This window comes from Bacillus sp. SIMBA_074, from assembly GCF_046534555.1.
GTDB classification, from domain to species: Bacteria; Bacillota; Bacilli; order Bacillales; family Bacillaceae_G; genus Bacillus_A; species Bacillus_A mycoides.
Window position 1 is genome coordinate 1 of record NZ_JAWRYM010000054.1, and the last position, 15,633, is coordinate 15,633.

At 37.0% G+C, this 15,633-nt stretch carries 14 protein-coding genes and 2 riboswitches; of the genes, 3 read left to right on the forward strand and 11 right to left on the reverse strand.

Annotation, left to right across the window (positions count from 1 at the left end; genetic code table 11):
* Positions 1-296 precede the first annotated feature (296 nt).
* From SB773_RS29185 to groES, 6 genes are all read right to left on the reverse strand, one after another.
* Positions 297-1,802: a sensor histidine kinase gene (locus tag SB773_RS29185; RefSeq protein ID WP_002124847.1), complete on the reverse strand. Its 1,506-nt coding sequence runs from the start codon at positions 1,800-1,802 to the stop codon at positions 297-299.
* Complete coding sequence (locus SB773_RS29190) at positions 1,786-2,487, reverse strand: response regulator transcription factor (protein WP_002029454.1); 702 nt, start codon at positions 2,485-2,487, stop codon at positions 1,786-1,788. Before SB773_RS29190 ends, SB773_RS29185 begins: the two co-directional genes overlap by 17 nt.
* Before the next feature lie 145 nt (positions 2,488-2,632).
* Positions 2,633-3,958 (reverse strand): NCS2 family permease, encoded by a 1,326-nt coding sequence (locus SB773_RS29195; RefSeq protein WP_002091603.1) that lies wholly within the window; start codon positions 3,956-3,958, stop codon positions 2,633-2,635.
* Positions 3,959-4,086: 128 nt separating this feature from the next.
* Positions 4,087-4,188: riboswitch (purine riboswitch) on the reverse strand.
* Between the two features lie 155 nt (positions 4,189-4,343).
* Positions 4,344-5,882, reverse strand: coding sequence for a glutamine-hydrolyzing GMP synthase (gene guaA, locus SB773_RS29200; protein ID WP_131248060.1), 1,539 nt, complete (start codon positions 5,880-5,882; stop codon positions 4,344-4,346).
* A 165-nt stretch (positions 5,883-6,047) separates the two neighbouring features.
* A riboswitch (purine riboswitch) is annotated at positions 6,048-6,149 on the reverse strand.
* A gap of 139 nt (positions 6,150-6,288) precedes the next feature.
* The gene (gene groL, locus SB773_RS29205) at positions 6,289-7,923 is read right to left on the reverse strand and encodes a chaperonin GroEL (protein WP_002029451.1); all 1,635 of its coding nucleotides are present in this window, start codon (positions 7,921-7,923) and stop codon (positions 6,289-6,291) included.
* A 37-nt stretch (positions 7,924-7,960) separates the two neighbouring features.
* Positions 7,961-8,245 carry a co-chaperone GroES gene (gene groES, locus SB773_RS29210; RefSeq protein WP_002009985.1) on the reverse strand — a complete coding sequence of 95 codons (285 nt, stop codon included), beginning with the start codon at positions 8,243-8,245 and terminating at the stop codon, positions 7,961-7,963.
* Between the two features lie 402 nt (positions 8,246-8,647).
* Here groES and SB773_RS29215 point away from each other — a divergent pair, with 402 nt between their 5' ends.
* Positions 8,648-9,397: a CPBP family intramembrane glutamic endopeptidase gene (locus SB773_RS29215; RefSeq protein WP_044440795.1), complete on the forward strand. Its 750-nt coding sequence runs from the start codon at positions 8,648-8,650 to the stop codon at positions 9,395-9,397.
* Positions 9,394-9,585 (forward strand): YdiK family protein, encoded by a 192-nt coding sequence (locus SB773_RS29220; RefSeq protein WP_001246201.1) that lies wholly within the window; start codon positions 9,394-9,396, stop codon positions 9,583-9,585. The genes SB773_RS29215 and SB773_RS29220 overlap by 4 nt, the downstream gene beginning before the upstream one ends.
* A gap of 29 nt (positions 9,586-9,614) precedes the next feature.
* Here SB773_RS29220 and SB773_RS29225 read toward each other — a convergent pair whose 3' ends face one another.
* Positions 9,615-10,244: a redox-sensing transcriptional repressor Rex gene (locus SB773_RS29225; protein ID WP_000372704.1), complete on the reverse strand. Its 630-nt coding sequence runs from the start codon at positions 10,242-10,244 to the stop codon at positions 9,615-9,617.
* 187 nt (positions 10,245-10,431) lie between these two features.
* On the opposite strand from SB773_RS29225, the gene SB773_RS29230 reads away from it, so the two are divergent.
* Entirely contained in the window at positions 10,432-12,354 is a 1,923-nt protein-coding gene (locus tag SB773_RS29230) for an ABC-F family ATP-binding cassette domain-containing protein (RefSeq protein ID WP_410593693.1), read from the forward strand.
* 413 nt (positions 12,355-12,767) lie between these two features.
* Here SB773_RS29230 and tsaD read toward each other — a convergent pair whose 3' ends face one another.
* The 4 genes from tsaD to tsaE are packed head-to-tail and all read right to left on the reverse strand — an operon-like array spanning position 12,768 to position 15,387.
* Positions 12,768-13,784, reverse strand: a complete 1,017-nt coding sequence (gene tsaD / locus SB773_RS29235; RefSeq protein WP_060748957.1) for a tRNA (adenosine(37)-N6)-threonylcarbamoyltransferase complex transferase subunit TsaD — start codon at positions 13,782-13,784, stop codon at positions 12,768-12,770.
* The gene (gene rimI, locus SB773_RS29240; protein WP_002063534.1) at positions 13,784-14,227 is read right to left on the reverse strand and encodes a ribosomal protein S18-alanine N-acetyltransferase; all 444 of its coding nucleotides are present in this window, start codon (positions 14,225-14,227) and stop codon (positions 13,784-13,786) included. The genes tsaD and rimI overlap by 1 nt, the downstream gene beginning before the upstream one ends.
* Before the next feature lie 13 nt (positions 14,228-14,240).
* Entirely contained in the window at positions 14,241-14,933 is a 693-nt protein-coding gene (tsaB, locus tag SB773_RS29245; protein WP_060748956.1) for a tRNA (adenosine(37)-N6)-threonylcarbamoyltransferase complex dimerization subunit type 1 TsaB, read from the reverse strand.
* Positions 14,914-15,387 (reverse strand): tRNA (adenosine(37)-N6)-threonylcarbamoyltransferase complex ATPase subunit type 1 TsaE, encoded by a 474-nt coding sequence (gene tsaE, locus SB773_RS29250; protein ID WP_002009995.1) that lies wholly within the window; start codon positions 15,385-15,387, stop codon positions 14,914-14,916. Before tsaE ends, tsaB begins: the two co-directional genes overlap by 20 nt.
* Positions 15,388-15,633 lie beyond the last annotated feature (246 nt).

Sequence of the window (15,633 nt, forward strand, 5' to 3'; positions counted from 1 at the left end):
AAGTTAGTTTGTCTAGCATCTAAAAATAAAAATTGACGTTCACGTTGTTTGTTTCGTTCAGTTTTCAAAGAACTTGTTTGCCGCTCATTTGCGACTCCCTTATGTTAACATTTTCATATTTCAATGTCAACCAAGTTTTTTTATTTCTTTTGTCGCTTTCTGCGTTGTTGCTATCGGCGACTTGTTTTATATTACACCTCTAAACTCTAATCGTCAATATGTTTTTCTAAAAAAATATAAAAAGGCTTATTCCTTTTAAAATAAGCCTTTTTATCCTATAACATTCTATTCATTTATTATTTTTCTATAATTGGTAATGAAACGATGAACTGAACGATCCCGTCCTCATACTCAGCTCGAATACTACCACCTTGCAACTCAACAATACTTTTCGCAATAGCTAATCCGAGCCCCGAACCTTCTGTTACTCTACTTCTAGATTGATCTTTCTTATAAAACCGTTCAAACAAGTTCCCTAACTCTTCTCTCGTAAACTCTTCACTATGATTCGCAATAACAATTTGTATATTCCTGCGCTGCCTTTGAAGAGAAACTTTTATCTCTCCGTCATCTTTACTATACTTAATTGCATTCATTAGTAAGTTGTCGAATACACGAACCATCTTTTCCGAATCAATCATCGCATATGCACGTTCCTCAGGAAACTTCTTAACAAACATAAGGCCATGCTCTTCCGCTTGTGGTACTAACTCTTCTATTAATTGATCAAGTAACTCATTTACACACACTTCCTGTTTTTCTAATACAACTTGTTCATTCGTTAACTTCGTATACTCAAATAAATCTTCTATTAAATTCTTTAACTGCTCCGACTTTGCAAAAGCAATTCTCGTATACTCATCATGTTGTTCTTTATTTTCATATTTAGAATCTCGAAGTAATCGCAAGTAACCCATTATAGAAGTCAGTGGTGTACGTAAATCGTGTGATACATTCGTAATAAGCTCATTCTTTTGCTTCTCTAATTTACGTTCCTTTTCTATATTATTCATAAGCTCTTCCGCCATATTATTAATATTCTCAGTTAAAGACGCAATCTCATCTTCACCTTTTTTCTCAATACGGTACGCTAAGTTTCCTTTTTCTATTTCCTTTACACCTTGTGCCATCGCTTCAATTTGCTTCATCTTTCTCTTTGTTATATAGAAGAAAGAGAAAATAAATACAAGTACACCTATGAAAAACGGAAACGGTCCTTCTTGCGTATCATATATTACTTCACCTTCTGGAATCCCACTAACAAACATGTATAAATTCTTATCTTCTATTGTAATAGGTGCAAAAGCTATAAATTCTTTTCTCGTACTTTCAAATTCTTTTCTACCATTCATATAATTAATCGCAAACGATGATGCATTACGAATTGTATTATGCAAATCAATTTGCTCTTCTTGCGCCTGCTTCGTTTTATATAAAACTTTACCGCTCTCGTCAGTGACCAATACTTTTAAAGCTCTAGAGTTTTGTTCTAAATTTTGATTCTCTATTTCAATCATGGTTGATATAGCTTCTAATTTATTTTCATGAACTGAACTATTTGCCACGCTTTGAGCTTGTTGATTAATTTGTTCCATACCAACCCGATAATCGATCGTCGCCTCTCGATTCGCATTCTCAAAAAACGGTGCTGCTGCCTTCGCTGACAAAATCCCTAACAACGCACAAGCAGTAAACGCAGTAATAAGTTGAATTCGTATACTCCGTTTCACACTCTTCACTATCTTTCCAATTAATTCTCGAATTTTCCTAACATAAGTAAATGGATTAAATATCTTTTTCAATCTTATACCCCACTCCCCATACTGTTTTTATATATATTGGCTTCCTTGGATTCTCCTCAATCTTTTCACGCACTTTCCGAATATGAACCATTACCGTGTTATCCGACTGGAAAGATCTTTCGTTCCAAACTTTTTCATAAATTTGTTCCGCACTAAAGACCATCCCCGGATTACGGACTAGTAATTCTAAAATTGAAAATTCCCTCGGGGTCAGTTTCACTTCTTCTCCATCCACAATGACTGTATGAGTGGAGATGTTTATTTTCATCTCTCCAATTTCTAACTCGTCCTCATTTTGAATAGCAAAGCCATTCATTTTCATATAACGACGTAGCTGCGATTTAATTCTTGCGATTAACTCTAACGGATTAAACGGTTTTGCTACATAATCATCTGCACCTGTTGTTAATCCTAAAATTTTATCCATATCTTGCGTTTTTGCCGAAAGCATAATAATCGGCATTTCCTTCGCTTCCCTTACTTTCATACACATATGAATACCATCTACTTTCGGCATCATAATATCTAATACGACTAAGTGCACTTCATTTTCTTCTAATATACGTAACCCTTCTTCTCCGTCCCCTGCTTGCAGTACTTTATATCCTTCGTTCTTTAAATAAATTGTAATAAGGTTCCTAATTTCTTTTTCATCATCTACGACAAGTATTGTTTCCCCGGCCATACTCTCTCCCCCATCACTTTTTTAATCCCTAACTTCTATTATAAGAAAACTTCTGAAGAAAAACGCTCGGAAATCCTTAAGATTTTCTGAAGACGCAAAAAAGGTCTAGACTCCCCTCAAGTCTAGACCTTTCAAAAAACCCCTTTTATTTACGAACGTAGATGAAATATAGTACGAATAAAACTCCCATAACATACATAATTGGATGAATCTCTTTACGACGACCACTCACAACCATTGTAATTGGATAGAAGATAAACCCGATTGCAATTCCTGTTGCGATACTATACGTAAGTGGCATTGAAATGATAGTAAAGAACGCTGGCACTGCAATCTCGAATTTCTTCCAATCAATTTCTCCTAAAGATGAAACCATCAAGATTCCTACAATAATTAATGCTGGCGCTGTTACAGCTGGTGTCACAACACTTAATAGTGGTGAGAAGAATAGTGCCAGTAAGAAGAACCCTGCTGTTACAACCGCTGTAAATCCAGAACGTCCTCCTGCTGCTACCCCCGCAGACGATTCAATGTAAGACGTTGTTGTTGATGTACCTAAAATCGCACCAATTACAGTTGCAATCGCATCTGCAAATAACGCTTTACCTGCACGTGGTAATTTATTGTTCTTCATTAATCCCGCTTGATTCGCAACCGCTACAAGCGTACCTGCTGTATCAAAGAAATCGATAAAGAAGAACGTTATAATAACAATCGCCATTTCAACAGTGAAAATGTCTCCAAAGTGAGTTAACGCTACCCCGAACGTTGGTTCTAGACTCGGTATTGCTCCCACTACAGCTTTTGGTGTGTCAATTAATCCCGTTGCTACTCCTAAGATCGCTGTAAGGATCATACCGTAGAAAACTGCACCATTTATTTTTTTAATCATGAAAATGATTGTAGTAACAACTCCGAAGATTGCTAGTAACGTTGTGCCCTTTGTTAAATCCCCCAATCCAACAAGAACAGCATCATTCTTTACGATAATCCCAGCGTTTTGGAATCCAAGGAAGGCAATGAATAATCCAATACCCGCCGCTACTGCAAACTTTAACTCTACTGGAATTGCATTAATGATTTTTTCACGAATACCTGAAGCAGTAAGAATAATAAAGATAATACCTGACATTAATGTTCCAGCAATTGCCGTTTGCCACGGAATTCCCATCGTTAACACCGCTGTATAAGCAAAGAACGCGTTTATTCCCATACCTGGCGCTAAAGCAATCGGATACTTCGCAAATATCCCCATAATTAACGAACCAATCGCCGCCGCTAATGCTGTAGCAACGAATACTGCACCTGGATCCATTCCTGTACCTGCCGGTAATCCTTTAACATTTCCAAGCGACAGCGTAGCAGGATTGACAAATAGTACGTAAGCCATAGATAGAAATGTCGTTAAACCTGCTATGAACTCTGTTTTATAATTTGTGCCGAGTTCATCAAACTGAAAATAGCGTTTCATCTTACGTTTCCCCCGTTATATAATTACTCGCCGTATTTCACCCTAGCCCTCTTTTATCTATAAAAATAAAAAAGGCTTCCATTGCATATACATGGAAGCGTTCTATGAATAGAGACAAGTTTCCCCTCACCTTTATCAAAACGCCTCGTAGTCAAGCCATTTACGGTAGCTAGGTAGAAACTTTCGGGCCATATCCCCGATATTATACGACGGCATAATATTCACTTTTCGTTTGAATTACATACTCATATTAACTCGAGAAGGTGGTTTTGTCAATTTAAAAACGAACATTTTTATAAATTTTTATATTTTCGTTCGTATTAAGGGTAAAAACAAAAAGATCCATCTATACATAAATGATAGATGGATCCTTTTTATTACAATACTATTCCCACTCAATAGTTGCTGGTGGCTTACTCGTTATATCATACACGATACGGTTAACGTGTTTTACTTCGTTTACGATACGTACAGAGATTTTCTCTAATACGTCCCAAGGGATACGTGCCCAGTCAGCTGTCATACCGTCGATAGATGTTACTGCACGAATACCTACTGTGTAATCGTAAGTACGCTCGTCACCCATAACACCTACACTACGCATACCAGGAAGCGCAGTGAAGTATTGCCAAACTTCACGGTCTAATCCTGCTTTTATAATTTCTTCACGTAAAATCGCATCAGATTCACGAACGATTTCTAATTTCTCTTCTGTAATTTCACCTAATACACGAATACCAAGACCAGGGCCTGGGAATGGTTGACGCCATACGATTTCATCAGGAATTCCTAGTTCTGATCCTAATACACGTACTTCGTCTTTAAATAAAGTATTTAAAGGCTCAATTAATTTGAACTGCATGTCTTCTGGAAGTCCACCAACGTTATGGTGAGATTTAATTGTTTGTGCAGTTGCTGTACCACTTTCAACGATATCCGTGTAAAGTGTACCTTGCGCTAGGAAGTCCATTCCTTGTAATTTAGAAGCTTCATCATCAAATACGTAAATGAATTCATTACCGATGATTTTACGTTTTTGCTCTGGATCTTCTACACCTTTTAACTTGTTCATGAAGCGCTCTTGTGCATCCACTTTAATAACGTTCATATGGAAGCCTTCGCTAAATGTTTTCATAACACCTTCTGCTTCATCTTTACGAAGTAAACCGTGGTCCACGAAAATACATGTTAATTGGTCACCAATGGCTTTATGGATTAATACTGCTACAACAGAAGAGTCTACACCGCCACTAAGTGCGCATAATACTTTTTTGTCTCCAACAGTTTCACGGATCTTCTCTAATTCTACTTCAATAAAGTTCTCCATGTTCCATCCTTCAGAACAACCACATACGCCGAATACGAAGTTTTTAATTAAATCGTTACCGTGCTCAGAGTGACGTACTTCTGGGTGGAATTGTACACCGTATAAGTTTTTGTCTTCATTGCTCATACCAGCAATTGGACAAGACTCACTTGTTGCATCTACTACGAATCCTTCAGGTAAACCAGTTACTAAATCACCATGGCTCATCCATACAACTTGCTCTTCTGGAAGGTTCGCATATAATTTTGATTCGTTCTCTACTTTAAGAACAGCTTTTCCGTACTCACGGTGGTTTGCACGTTCTACTTTCCCACCGAAGTGTTGCGTCATAAGCTGCATACCGTAACAGATACCGAAAATCGGTAATCCTAGTTCAAAGATTTTTTCATCACAATGTAATGCACCTTCACCGTATACACTATTTGGTCCACCAGAGAAGATAATCCCTTTTGGATTCATTGCTTTAATTTCTTCTGCAGTAATTGTATGTGGATGAAGTTCACTGTATACACCGAACTCACGAATTCGACGTGCTATTAACTGATTGTACTGACTCCCAAAATCTAAAACGATAATTGTATCATGCTGCTTCTTCAAAATAATCACCCCAACGTTAGTTCTCGTATATAAATATTTTCACCAATTTGGCGAAAAGCATTACTAATATAATAAAAAAAGCCAGTCCTCCGCCTCTAGTCTCATGACAAAGAAAAGGCAGGGGTCTGGCTTTATAAAGAAAGATAGTCTTCCGCTCTTTATAAATATAAGACGCACTGCCTTCATAGTCAGGTTGTTTACGGTAACCCGGTAGAGACTCTCAAACCATATCATCGAGGATATATGAAGGATTGTTTTATATTATCTTCCTAGATTCTAACAATGAAGTATCGGTATGGTCAAGAGAGAAAGCGACAAAATTCTACAGAAATTATTTTCCTGCGCTCAAAAACATAAAAAAACATCCACTTCTATATAGAAGTGGATGTTTTTCGGGAGAACGGAATTACATCATTCCGCCCATACCGCCCATGCCCATGCCGCCCATGTCAGGCATTGCTGGTGCATTTGGTTCTGGCTTGTCAGCAACTACAGCTTCAGTTGTTAAGAACATAGCTGCAACAGATGCTGCGTTTTGAAGTGCAGAACGAGTTACTTTAGCTGGATCTACGATACCAGACTCAAGCATGTTAACCCATTCGCCAGTAGCTGCGTTGAAACCAACGCCTACTTTTTCGCCTTTTAGACGCTCTACAACTACAGATCCTTCTAGACCAGCGTTGATTGCGATTTGACGAACTGGCTCTTCTAATGCACGAAGTACGATGTTGATACCTGTTGCTTCGTCGCCTTCAGCTACGATAGAAGCTACTTTTGTGTATACGTTCATAAGTGAAGTACCACCACCTGCAACGATACCTTCTTCTACTGCTGCACGAGTTGAGTTAAGTGCATCTTCAATGCGAAGTTTGCGCTCTTTTAACTCAGTTTCAGTTGCTGCACCTACTTTAATTACTGCTACACCGCCCGCAAGTTTAGCAAGACGCTCTTGTAATTTTTCACGATCGAATTCAGAAGTAGTTTCTTCTAATTGCGCGCGGATTTGACCGATGCGAGCTTCGATTTGTTGTGAATTTCCAATACCTTCAACTACAGTTGTGTTTTCTTTCGTTACAACAATTTTACCAGCGCGTCCTAAAGATTCAACTGTAGCAGATTTTAAGTCACGTCCTAATTCTTCAGTGATTACTTCGCCACCAGTTAAGATTGCGATATCTTCTAGCATTGCTTTACGACGGTCACCAAATCCAGGAGCTTTAACAGCAACTACATTGAATGTACCACGAAGTTTGTTCACTACTAATGTAGCTAACGCTTCGCCTTCTACATCTTCAGCAATGATAAGAAGTGGTTTACCTTGTTGTACCACTTGCTCTAATACTGGTAAGATTTCTTGGATGTTAGAAATCTTTTTGTCAGTAATTAAAATGTATGGGTTATCAAGAACTGCTTCCATTTTGTCAGAATCAGTAATCATGTAAGGAGATGCATATCCACGATCAAATTGCATACCTTCTACTACGTCTAATTCTGTTGTGAATCCTTTAGATTCTTCTAAAGTAATAACGCCGTCGTTACCAACGCGCTCCATTGCTTCAGCGATTAATTGACCTACTTCTTCGTCAGCCGAAGAAATAGCAGCTACTTGTGCGATAGAAGATTTACCTTCGATTGGTTTAGAAATCGCTTTTAATTCTTCAATTGCAGCAGTAACAGCTTTTTCGATACCTTTACGAAGACCCATTGGGTTTGCACCAGCTGTTACGTTTTTAAGACCTTCACGAATCATAGCTTGCGCTAATACAGTTGCAGTTGTCGTTCCGTCACCAGCTACATCGTTTGTTTTGCTAGCAACTTCTGCTACTAATTTCGCACCCATGTTTTCGAATGCATCTTCTAATTCGATTTCTTTTGCGATTGTTACACCGTCATTTGTAATAAGTGGTGAACCGAATTTTTTCTCAAGTACAACGTTACGACCTTTTGGTCCAAGCGTTACTTTTACTGCGTTTGCAAGAGTGTCGACACCGCGAAGCATCGAACGACGTGCTTCTTCACTAAATTTAATATCTTTTGCCATAATAATTGACCCCCTTGGATTTTTAAAATGTATATAATTAACCGATAATTGCTAAAATGTCACTTTCACGTAAAATCAAGTAGTCTGTACCTTCGTATTTCACTTCAGTACCTGCATATTTTGAGAAGATGATAAGATCACCTGCTGCTACCTCTAAAGCAACACGCTCACCATTTTCAAGCACTCGGCCTGTACCTACTGCAATAACTTTACCCTCTTGTGGTTTTTCTTTTGCAGTTTCTGGTAATACAATACCACTTGCTGTTTTTTCTTCTGCTTGAACAAGTTCAATTACAACGCGATCACCTAATGGCTTTAGCATGAACAATAACCTCCTCATTTTGTTATGTAAATTTTATTTATTAGCACTCAAGTCACACGAGTGCTAACACACTTCTAATAATAAATAATCTCAATTTCTTTTGCAAGTAAAAAAATCATAATTTTTTCGCAAATTACTTTATGCACTTTCCTATATATCATTACTTCTTCTACTGCCTTTACTATATGAATCGTTGTTCCCACTTCTTGTATGTTACAATATGAAAGACACCCTAAGTTGTTTTCGCTAAACGTACAACTTTTTCCTGTCTCCTATTTTATTTTCAAATACTTATTTACAAAAAAAATATAATTCAAATGAAAGTTTATATCGTAGGTAGCATATTTACATGTTATCCTACCTTATCTCATACACTAGCGTTAGAAAGGATGGTTAAACCATTTGAAGAAACAATATTGGTGGATTATCGTTACATACATTTTAATGCAGTTATCAGGCATTGCCGGGTTACCGCTTCTCCTGAAAACTGGACTATACGATAATAGGGGATTTACTAGAGATGAAAAACTTCAGCTCATAACTGGTCATTGGGCTATCATTAGCTTTTTCATTGCATTATGCGTTGTACTTTGGTTACTCAGAACAGACATTCGTGACAGGCATTTAGATAAAATGCGCTCTACTGTTCCAGCTACAATTGGGTGGATTTTTATTGGTTTCTTCTTAGCGCTGTTCTCACAAAGCATTGCCGGTATGATCGAAATGCGTTTATTAGGGATTACACCGGGATCTGAAAATACAGCAAGACTTATGGACATCGCAAGAACGACACCTTGGTTCCTTATTGTCATATCTATAATAGGACCTATTTTGGAAGAAATCGTATTTAGAAAAATTTTATTCGGTACACTTTATAAGAAGTTTAACTTCTTTATTGCCGCTATTATTAGTTCACTTGTATTCGCGGCGATTCATTTTGATTTTACTCACTTATTGGTATACACTTCTATGGGGCTCGTATTCGCCTTTTTATACGTAAAAACGAAACGAATTATAGTTCCTATTGCAGCTCATGTTGCAATGAATACATTAGTTGCAGTTGCTCAAGTTGTAGTAAGCAATGAGCAAATTCAAGAAATGATTAAAGAAGCTGAAAAAATGCAAGGCTTTATCGGAGGATTTTTAGTATGAGAAACTCACCATTGTTCATGGCTGCATTGTACTTTCTTCTTGGCTGTATCTTTACACGCTTCGCCATTACGAACGTAACAGATACAATCTGGAATATGTGGACAATACTATTTGCAGTTATGGCAACAATTGATTTTAATTTGGCACTTCGCCTTATCTTAGTTAAATTCACAAAGAAAAAACAATAATAAAACGCAGAGGTCATCTCCTCTGCGTTTTATTGTGGATAATTCTTCAAAAAGTAAACAAGTGTTTGTAACTCTACAGCTAAATCAATGTGATGAATCCTTATATTCTCTGACACATTTAAGCGTGCTGGTGTGAAATTTAAAATACCATGCACGTTCGTTTCTGCCAATCTATCTGCCACAGATTGCGCTACTGTAGCGGGTACCGTTAATATTGCCACTTGTATATCAGTTGATAAACGTTCTTCTAGTTCATCCAAATGATATACAGGAATGCCTCCGATTTCTGTTCCAACTTTCTCTTCACTAACATCAAACGCCATTTCAATTTTTGTATTATTGTTTTTCGTGAAATTATAATGTAAGAAAGCGGTCCCTAAATTACCTACTCCAATAAGTGCCACGCGTGTTATATCATCTTGGTCGAGTGTTTCACGGAAAAATGATAATAAATAATTTACGTTATATCCATATCCTTTTTTCCCTAACGCTCCAAAATATGAAAAATCTCTTCGAATAGTTGCGGAATCAACCTTTACCGCTTCACTCAATTCGGCTGATGAAACACGTTGCTTACCAGAAAGAGATAAGTTTTGGATAAATCGATAGTATAGAGGCAATCGTTTGGCAGTGGCTTGTGGAATTTTTTGCTGATCCATATAACCTCTCCTCTCTTCCTATCTTTATTCTTATACTTGAATCAAATACAGAAGTTTAGTACTCATGAATTTCCTTGTATAATAAAGAGAAGAAGTATTCTCTCTTTATTTTAAACTATACACTATTTTTAGTATGATTGAGAAATATAAACATGGCAAAGTTAAGAAATTATTTGAGGTGAAAACATTGATATTATTACAAGTGAATGGGCTTTCGAAATTATACGGTGCAGAAACGATTCTTGCAAACATAAAATTGGAAGTACAAACAAAAGATCGTATCGCATTAGTCGGACGAAATGGAGCTGGAAAATCTACATTATTAAAAATAATAGCTGGCGAGTTATCTCATGATGGTGGTGAAATTATAAAACCGAAAGATGTCTCAATGGGGTATTTAGCTCAAAATACCGGATTAGAAACGTCTTTAACAATTTGGGATGAAATGTTAACCGTCTTTACACACTTGCAGCAGATGGAGACAAAACTTCGAAGGCTAGAGCAAGAGATGGGAAAAGAAGAAAACTTTTCAAATGCGGCTATATATGAGAAATTATTAGCTGATTATGACCAATTACAATTAGATTATAAAGATCAAGGCGGCTATCAGTACGAAGCGGATATACGCTCAATTTTAAGCGGTCTTGGCTTCCCAGTTGAAACGCATCAGACGAAAATTTCCACATTAAGTGGTGGACAAAAGACTCGATTAGCTCTTGGGAAATTATTATTAACTAGACCAGACTTACTTATTTTAGACGAACCTACAAACCATTTGGATATTGAGACACTAACATGGCTTGAACAATATTTACAAGGCTATCCTGGCGCGATTTTAATCGTTTCCCATGACCGTTATTTCTTAGATAAACTCGTTACACAAGTATACGAAATTTCTAATAAGGAAAGCCGACGATTTTTTGGTAACTACAGTAAATATTTAGACTCAAAATCAGCTCTATACGAGCAAGAAATGAAGCGTTATGAAAAACAACAAGATGAAATTTCTAAACTGGAAGACTTTGTACAAAAAAATATAGCTCGTGCATCTACGACAAAACGCGCTCAAAGTCGCCGTAAACAATTAGACAGAATGGAAGTATTAACTAGACCATTAGGCGATTCTAAATCAGCTTCCTTCCACTTCGATATTGAAAAACAAAGTGGAAATGATGTTTTACAAGTGAAAGATGCAACTATTGGCTATTATCAGGAACCGATTATTGAACATGTAAATATGCGCTTAACTCGCGGTGACAGTGTTGCCTTAGTTGGGCCAAACGGAATTGGAAAATCTACATTATTAAAATCCATTGTGAATAAGTTACAGCTATTACATGGAAACGTTGCTTTCGGCTCAAATGTATCTGTTGGTTATTATGATCAAGAACAAGCCAACTTAACATCTTCGAAGCGAGTTTTAAATGAATTATGGGATGCATATCCCCTGCAACCTGAAAAAGAAATTCGCACTATACTAGGCAACTTTTTATTCACAGGGGATGATGTACTCAAACCAGTATCTTCTCTTAGTGGTGGACAAAAGGCTCGACTAGCTCTTGCAAAACTTATGATGCAAAAATCCAATTTATTAATTCTCGATGAGCCAACAAACCATCTTGATTTAAATAGTAAAGAGATTTTGGAGAATGCTTTAATTGATTACCCAGGTACTCTTCTATTCGTCTCTCATGACCGCTATTTTATTAATCGCGTAACGACAACCGTTGTTGAGTTATCAACAGAAGGTGCACAAGAATATTTAGGTGATTACGATTATTACGTTGAAAAGAAAAATGAAATGATTGAACGTGCGGAACTAGAGCAAGAAGATGAAGTACCTGTTCAAAAAGTGGTGGCACAAGAAAAATTAAATTATCTCGAAGAAAAAGAACGTAAACAGCTAGAGCGTCAACGTACTCGAAAGATTGAAGAACTGGAACAAAATATCGTAGGCTTAGAAGAAGAAATTGCTACGTTAGAAGATCAGCTTTGCTTACCAGAAATATATGCAGATTATGAAAAGGCTAGTGAAATTACAACTAAAAAGCAAACACTGCAAGAACAGCTTGAAGCTTGTATGGCAGAATGGGAAGAACTGCATATATAAGAGAATTTAAAAGAGGAGGATGTCTCATAAGTCGGGCTTTTTGACGAGATGACCTCCTTTTTATTTTATTTTTTGGAATCAATACCATAGTAAATAAAATTATATAACCGATTCGACAAGGATTGACAATAGTAGCACCTTATATAATAAGTGGAGGATGTTTTAAAATGTTTTTTTTGCATCTCCTTGTTTTTTATTTCCCAAAAAAGAATTTCTTCAAAGGTCAGACTTCCTCTATGTTATCCACAAGGTTATACACATATCCACCTTTATAATATAAACTTCCAAATAACTTTTCCACATTATCCACAATTGGATAAAAAGTTATACACATTTTATGTACACAAAAAAACCCATATTATCAACAGATAATACAGGTTTTATCCACAGGCTGTGGTTAATTTTGTGTATAACTATGCTTCAATATCTAATCCTGGATTTGCATTTAAAGCTAATGTAGCACGTTTTCCTTGTTCGTATGCAATTGTACCTGCAGCCGCAATCATCGCTGCATTATCCGTGCATAAAGATAGAGGAGGAATAATTAGCTCTATATTTTCTTTTTGTGCAAATTCTGCTGCTAAACGTGCACGAAGCCCTTTATTAGCAGCTACTCCACCAGCAAGAAGCACTTGTTTTACATTGTAAGCATCTGCTGCACGAGACGCTTTCGTTACAAGTACATCTATTACACTTTCTTGGAAACTTGCTGCTAAATCTTCTGGTGCAATTTCTATACCACGCTGTTTTGCGTTATGCACAGTGTTGATAACTGCTGATTTCAATCCACTAAAGCTGAAATCATACGAATCAGGTTCTAGCCACGCACGAGGCAAATCAATTGTTGGTTTTCCTTCATGCGCAAGGCGATCAATATGAGGACCACCTGGATAAGGCATTGATAATGTACGAGCTACTTTATCGTAAGCTTCTCCTGCCGCATCATCTCGCGTTTCACCAATCACTTCAAATGAACCATGTTCTTTCATATAAACAAGCTCCGTATGTCCACCGGATACAACAAGCGATAGTAACGGGAATTGTACTTCTTTTACTAAACGATTCGCATAAATATGACCAGCAATATGATGAACACCAACTAGAGGGATATCATGAGCAAAAGCCACAGCTTTCGCTGCATTTACACCTATTAAAAGTGCTCCGACTAAACCTGGGCCTTCTGTTACAGCAATTGCATCAATATCCTCAAAAGTGATATTCGCTTCTCTTAAAGCTTCTTCTAACACAACTGTGATTTCTTCTACATGATGACGGGATGCAATCTCTGGTACTACTCCGCCAAAACGCTTATGACTTTCAATTTGCGATGCAACGACATTCGCAATGATTTCCGTTCCATTTTTAACAACTGCTACAGCTGTTTCATCACAGCTTGTTTCAATACCAAGTATAATTATATTTTTTTCCATTATATATTCACCCACATTACAAGACCATCTTCCTGATTGTCTGCATAGTATCGTTTACGAATCCCACCATTTTGAAATCCGTATTTTCTGTATAACTGCTTTGCTACTTCATTTGACATGCGTACTTCAAGTGTCATTGTTTTTACTCCTAACCCTTTCGCTTCGGAAATGACTTCTTTCAATAAGGCATCCCCTAGCTTTTGACCTCTGTATTCCGGCAGGATAGCTATATTTGTTACATGTGATTCATCAATAATTATCCACAATCCACAATATCCAATTACGAGACCATCTTTTTCTAGCACGACATAATGTGCATGTTCATTCACCTCTAATTCACGGTGAAAGGCATCTGCAGTCCAAGGGGTTGAAAAAGATGCTTCTTCAATAGCTACAATTTGAGCAATATCATCGAGTGCCATCTTTCTAAATATCATATCCATCTTCTGTAGGCCCCTATTGTTTTTGACTTTCTAACCATTTTGTTTCAGCTTCAGCTAAACGAAGATAGCTAGGAACAAACGTATGCACGTCTTGTTCTTCTTTTTGTAATCCTAAAAATGCTAATTCACTTGGCCTTGGGTTATTCTTAGTGAACGGAGCAAATACAGCTTGATCACCTAAATATTCTACAATTGTTTCTTTATGCAATTTAACATCGTTACCAATAAATAAAACAGGCCGTTCTTTATCTTTTAACATTTGCAACCAGTCAACAATAAGAATAATTCGGTCTTCTTCTATTGAAGTTATACGCTCTCCTTCATATGTATATAACCCCGTGTAAATTTGACCACGTCGGCCATCAAATAAAGGACAAATTAGTCCATTAAAATTAGTACCATTTGCAGCCACCACTTCCAAACTTGATACACCTACAATTGGTATTTGAAGTGACCAAGCTAATGTTTTTGCCGCTGTCACACCTATACGAACACCTGTATATGATCCCGGTCCAGCTGCTACAACAATTTTAGTCAATTCTTTCGGTTTTACACCGCATTCTTTTAACAGCTTCTCTACAGCTGGCATAAGACGTACAGAATGGTTTTTTGTTAAATTTGTAATGATTTCCCCAATCACGTTCCCTTCCTCAATAAGGGATACACCCATTACGTAATTTGAAGTATCAATTGCTAGTACTTTCATCTTGTAATAGCTCCTCACATAATCTAATATAGCGATCTCCAATTGGCTCGAGTACAATTTTTCTTGTATCATCTCCAGCATGGAATAAACTAATTTGCAACTTCTCATTCGGTAAATATGCTTCTATTAAATGAGCCCATTCTACTACTGTAATCCCTTCACCATAGAAATACTCATCAAATCCTAAATCTTCTTCACTTTCCGCTAAACGATACACATCCATATGATATAGCGGTAATCTTCCTTTATATTCTTTAATAATATTGAAGGTAGGACTATTTACGACTCTTTTCACTCCAAGACCTTTTGCTAGTCCTTTCGTAAAAGTCGTCTTGCCAGCTCCAAGATCACCTTCTAAAATAATTACATCTTTTTCCTTTACAAGTCTCCCTAATTTTTCTGATAATCGCTGGGTTTCTTCGGAAGATTTTGTTGTTATTTCATATTTACTCACAGACTTCACCTACTTTACTCACAATGTTCTCTGCTCTTTATTATACAGGTTTTAAATATATAAAAAAGTCCTTAGGAGTTTTCCTAAGGATAGTTTGACTGTCTTTATTAGTTTTTTGTTAAAACAAATAAAAAAATACGAAACAACTTGTTTCGTTCTTTTCTTTATATAAAATGGCGGTCCCGACCGGGGTCGAACCGGCGATCTCCTGCGTGACAGGCAGGCATGTTAACCACTACACCACGG

Coding starts and splice junctions, on each gene's coding strand:
- SB773_RS29195 (WP_002091603.1), bottom strand. CDS start 3,958: ATGAAACGCTATTTTCAGTTTGATGAACTCGGCACAAATTATAAAACA.
- SB773_RS29220 (WP_001246201.1), top strand. CDS start 9,394: ATGAGAAACTCACCATTGTTCATGGCTGCATTGTACTTTCTTCTTGGC.
- tsaD (WP_060748957.1), bottom strand. CDS start 13,784: ATGGAAAAAAATATAATTATACTTGGTATTGAAACAAGCTGTGATGAA.
- groL (WP_002029451.1), bottom strand. CDS start 7,923: ATGGCAAAAGATATTAAATTTAGTGAAGAAGCACGTCGTTCGATGCTT.
- rimI (WP_002063534.1), bottom strand. CDS start 14,227: ATGGATATGATATTTAGAAAGATGGCACTCGATGATATTGCTCAAATT.
- tsaB (WP_060748956.1), bottom strand. CDS start 14,933: ATGAAAGTACTAGCAATTGATACTTCAAATTACGTAATGGGTGTATCC.
- SB773_RS29225 (WP_000372704.1), bottom strand. CDS start 10,244: ATGGATCAGCAAAAAATTCCACAAGCCACTGCCAAACGATTGCCTCTA.
- SB773_RS29190 (WP_002029454.1), bottom strand. CDS start 2,487: ATGGCCGGGGAAACAATACTTGTCGTAGATGATGAAAAAGAAATTAGG.
- groES (WP_002009985.1), bottom strand. CDS start 8,245: ATGCTAAAGCCATTAGGTGATCGCGTTGTAATTGAACTTGTTCAAGCA.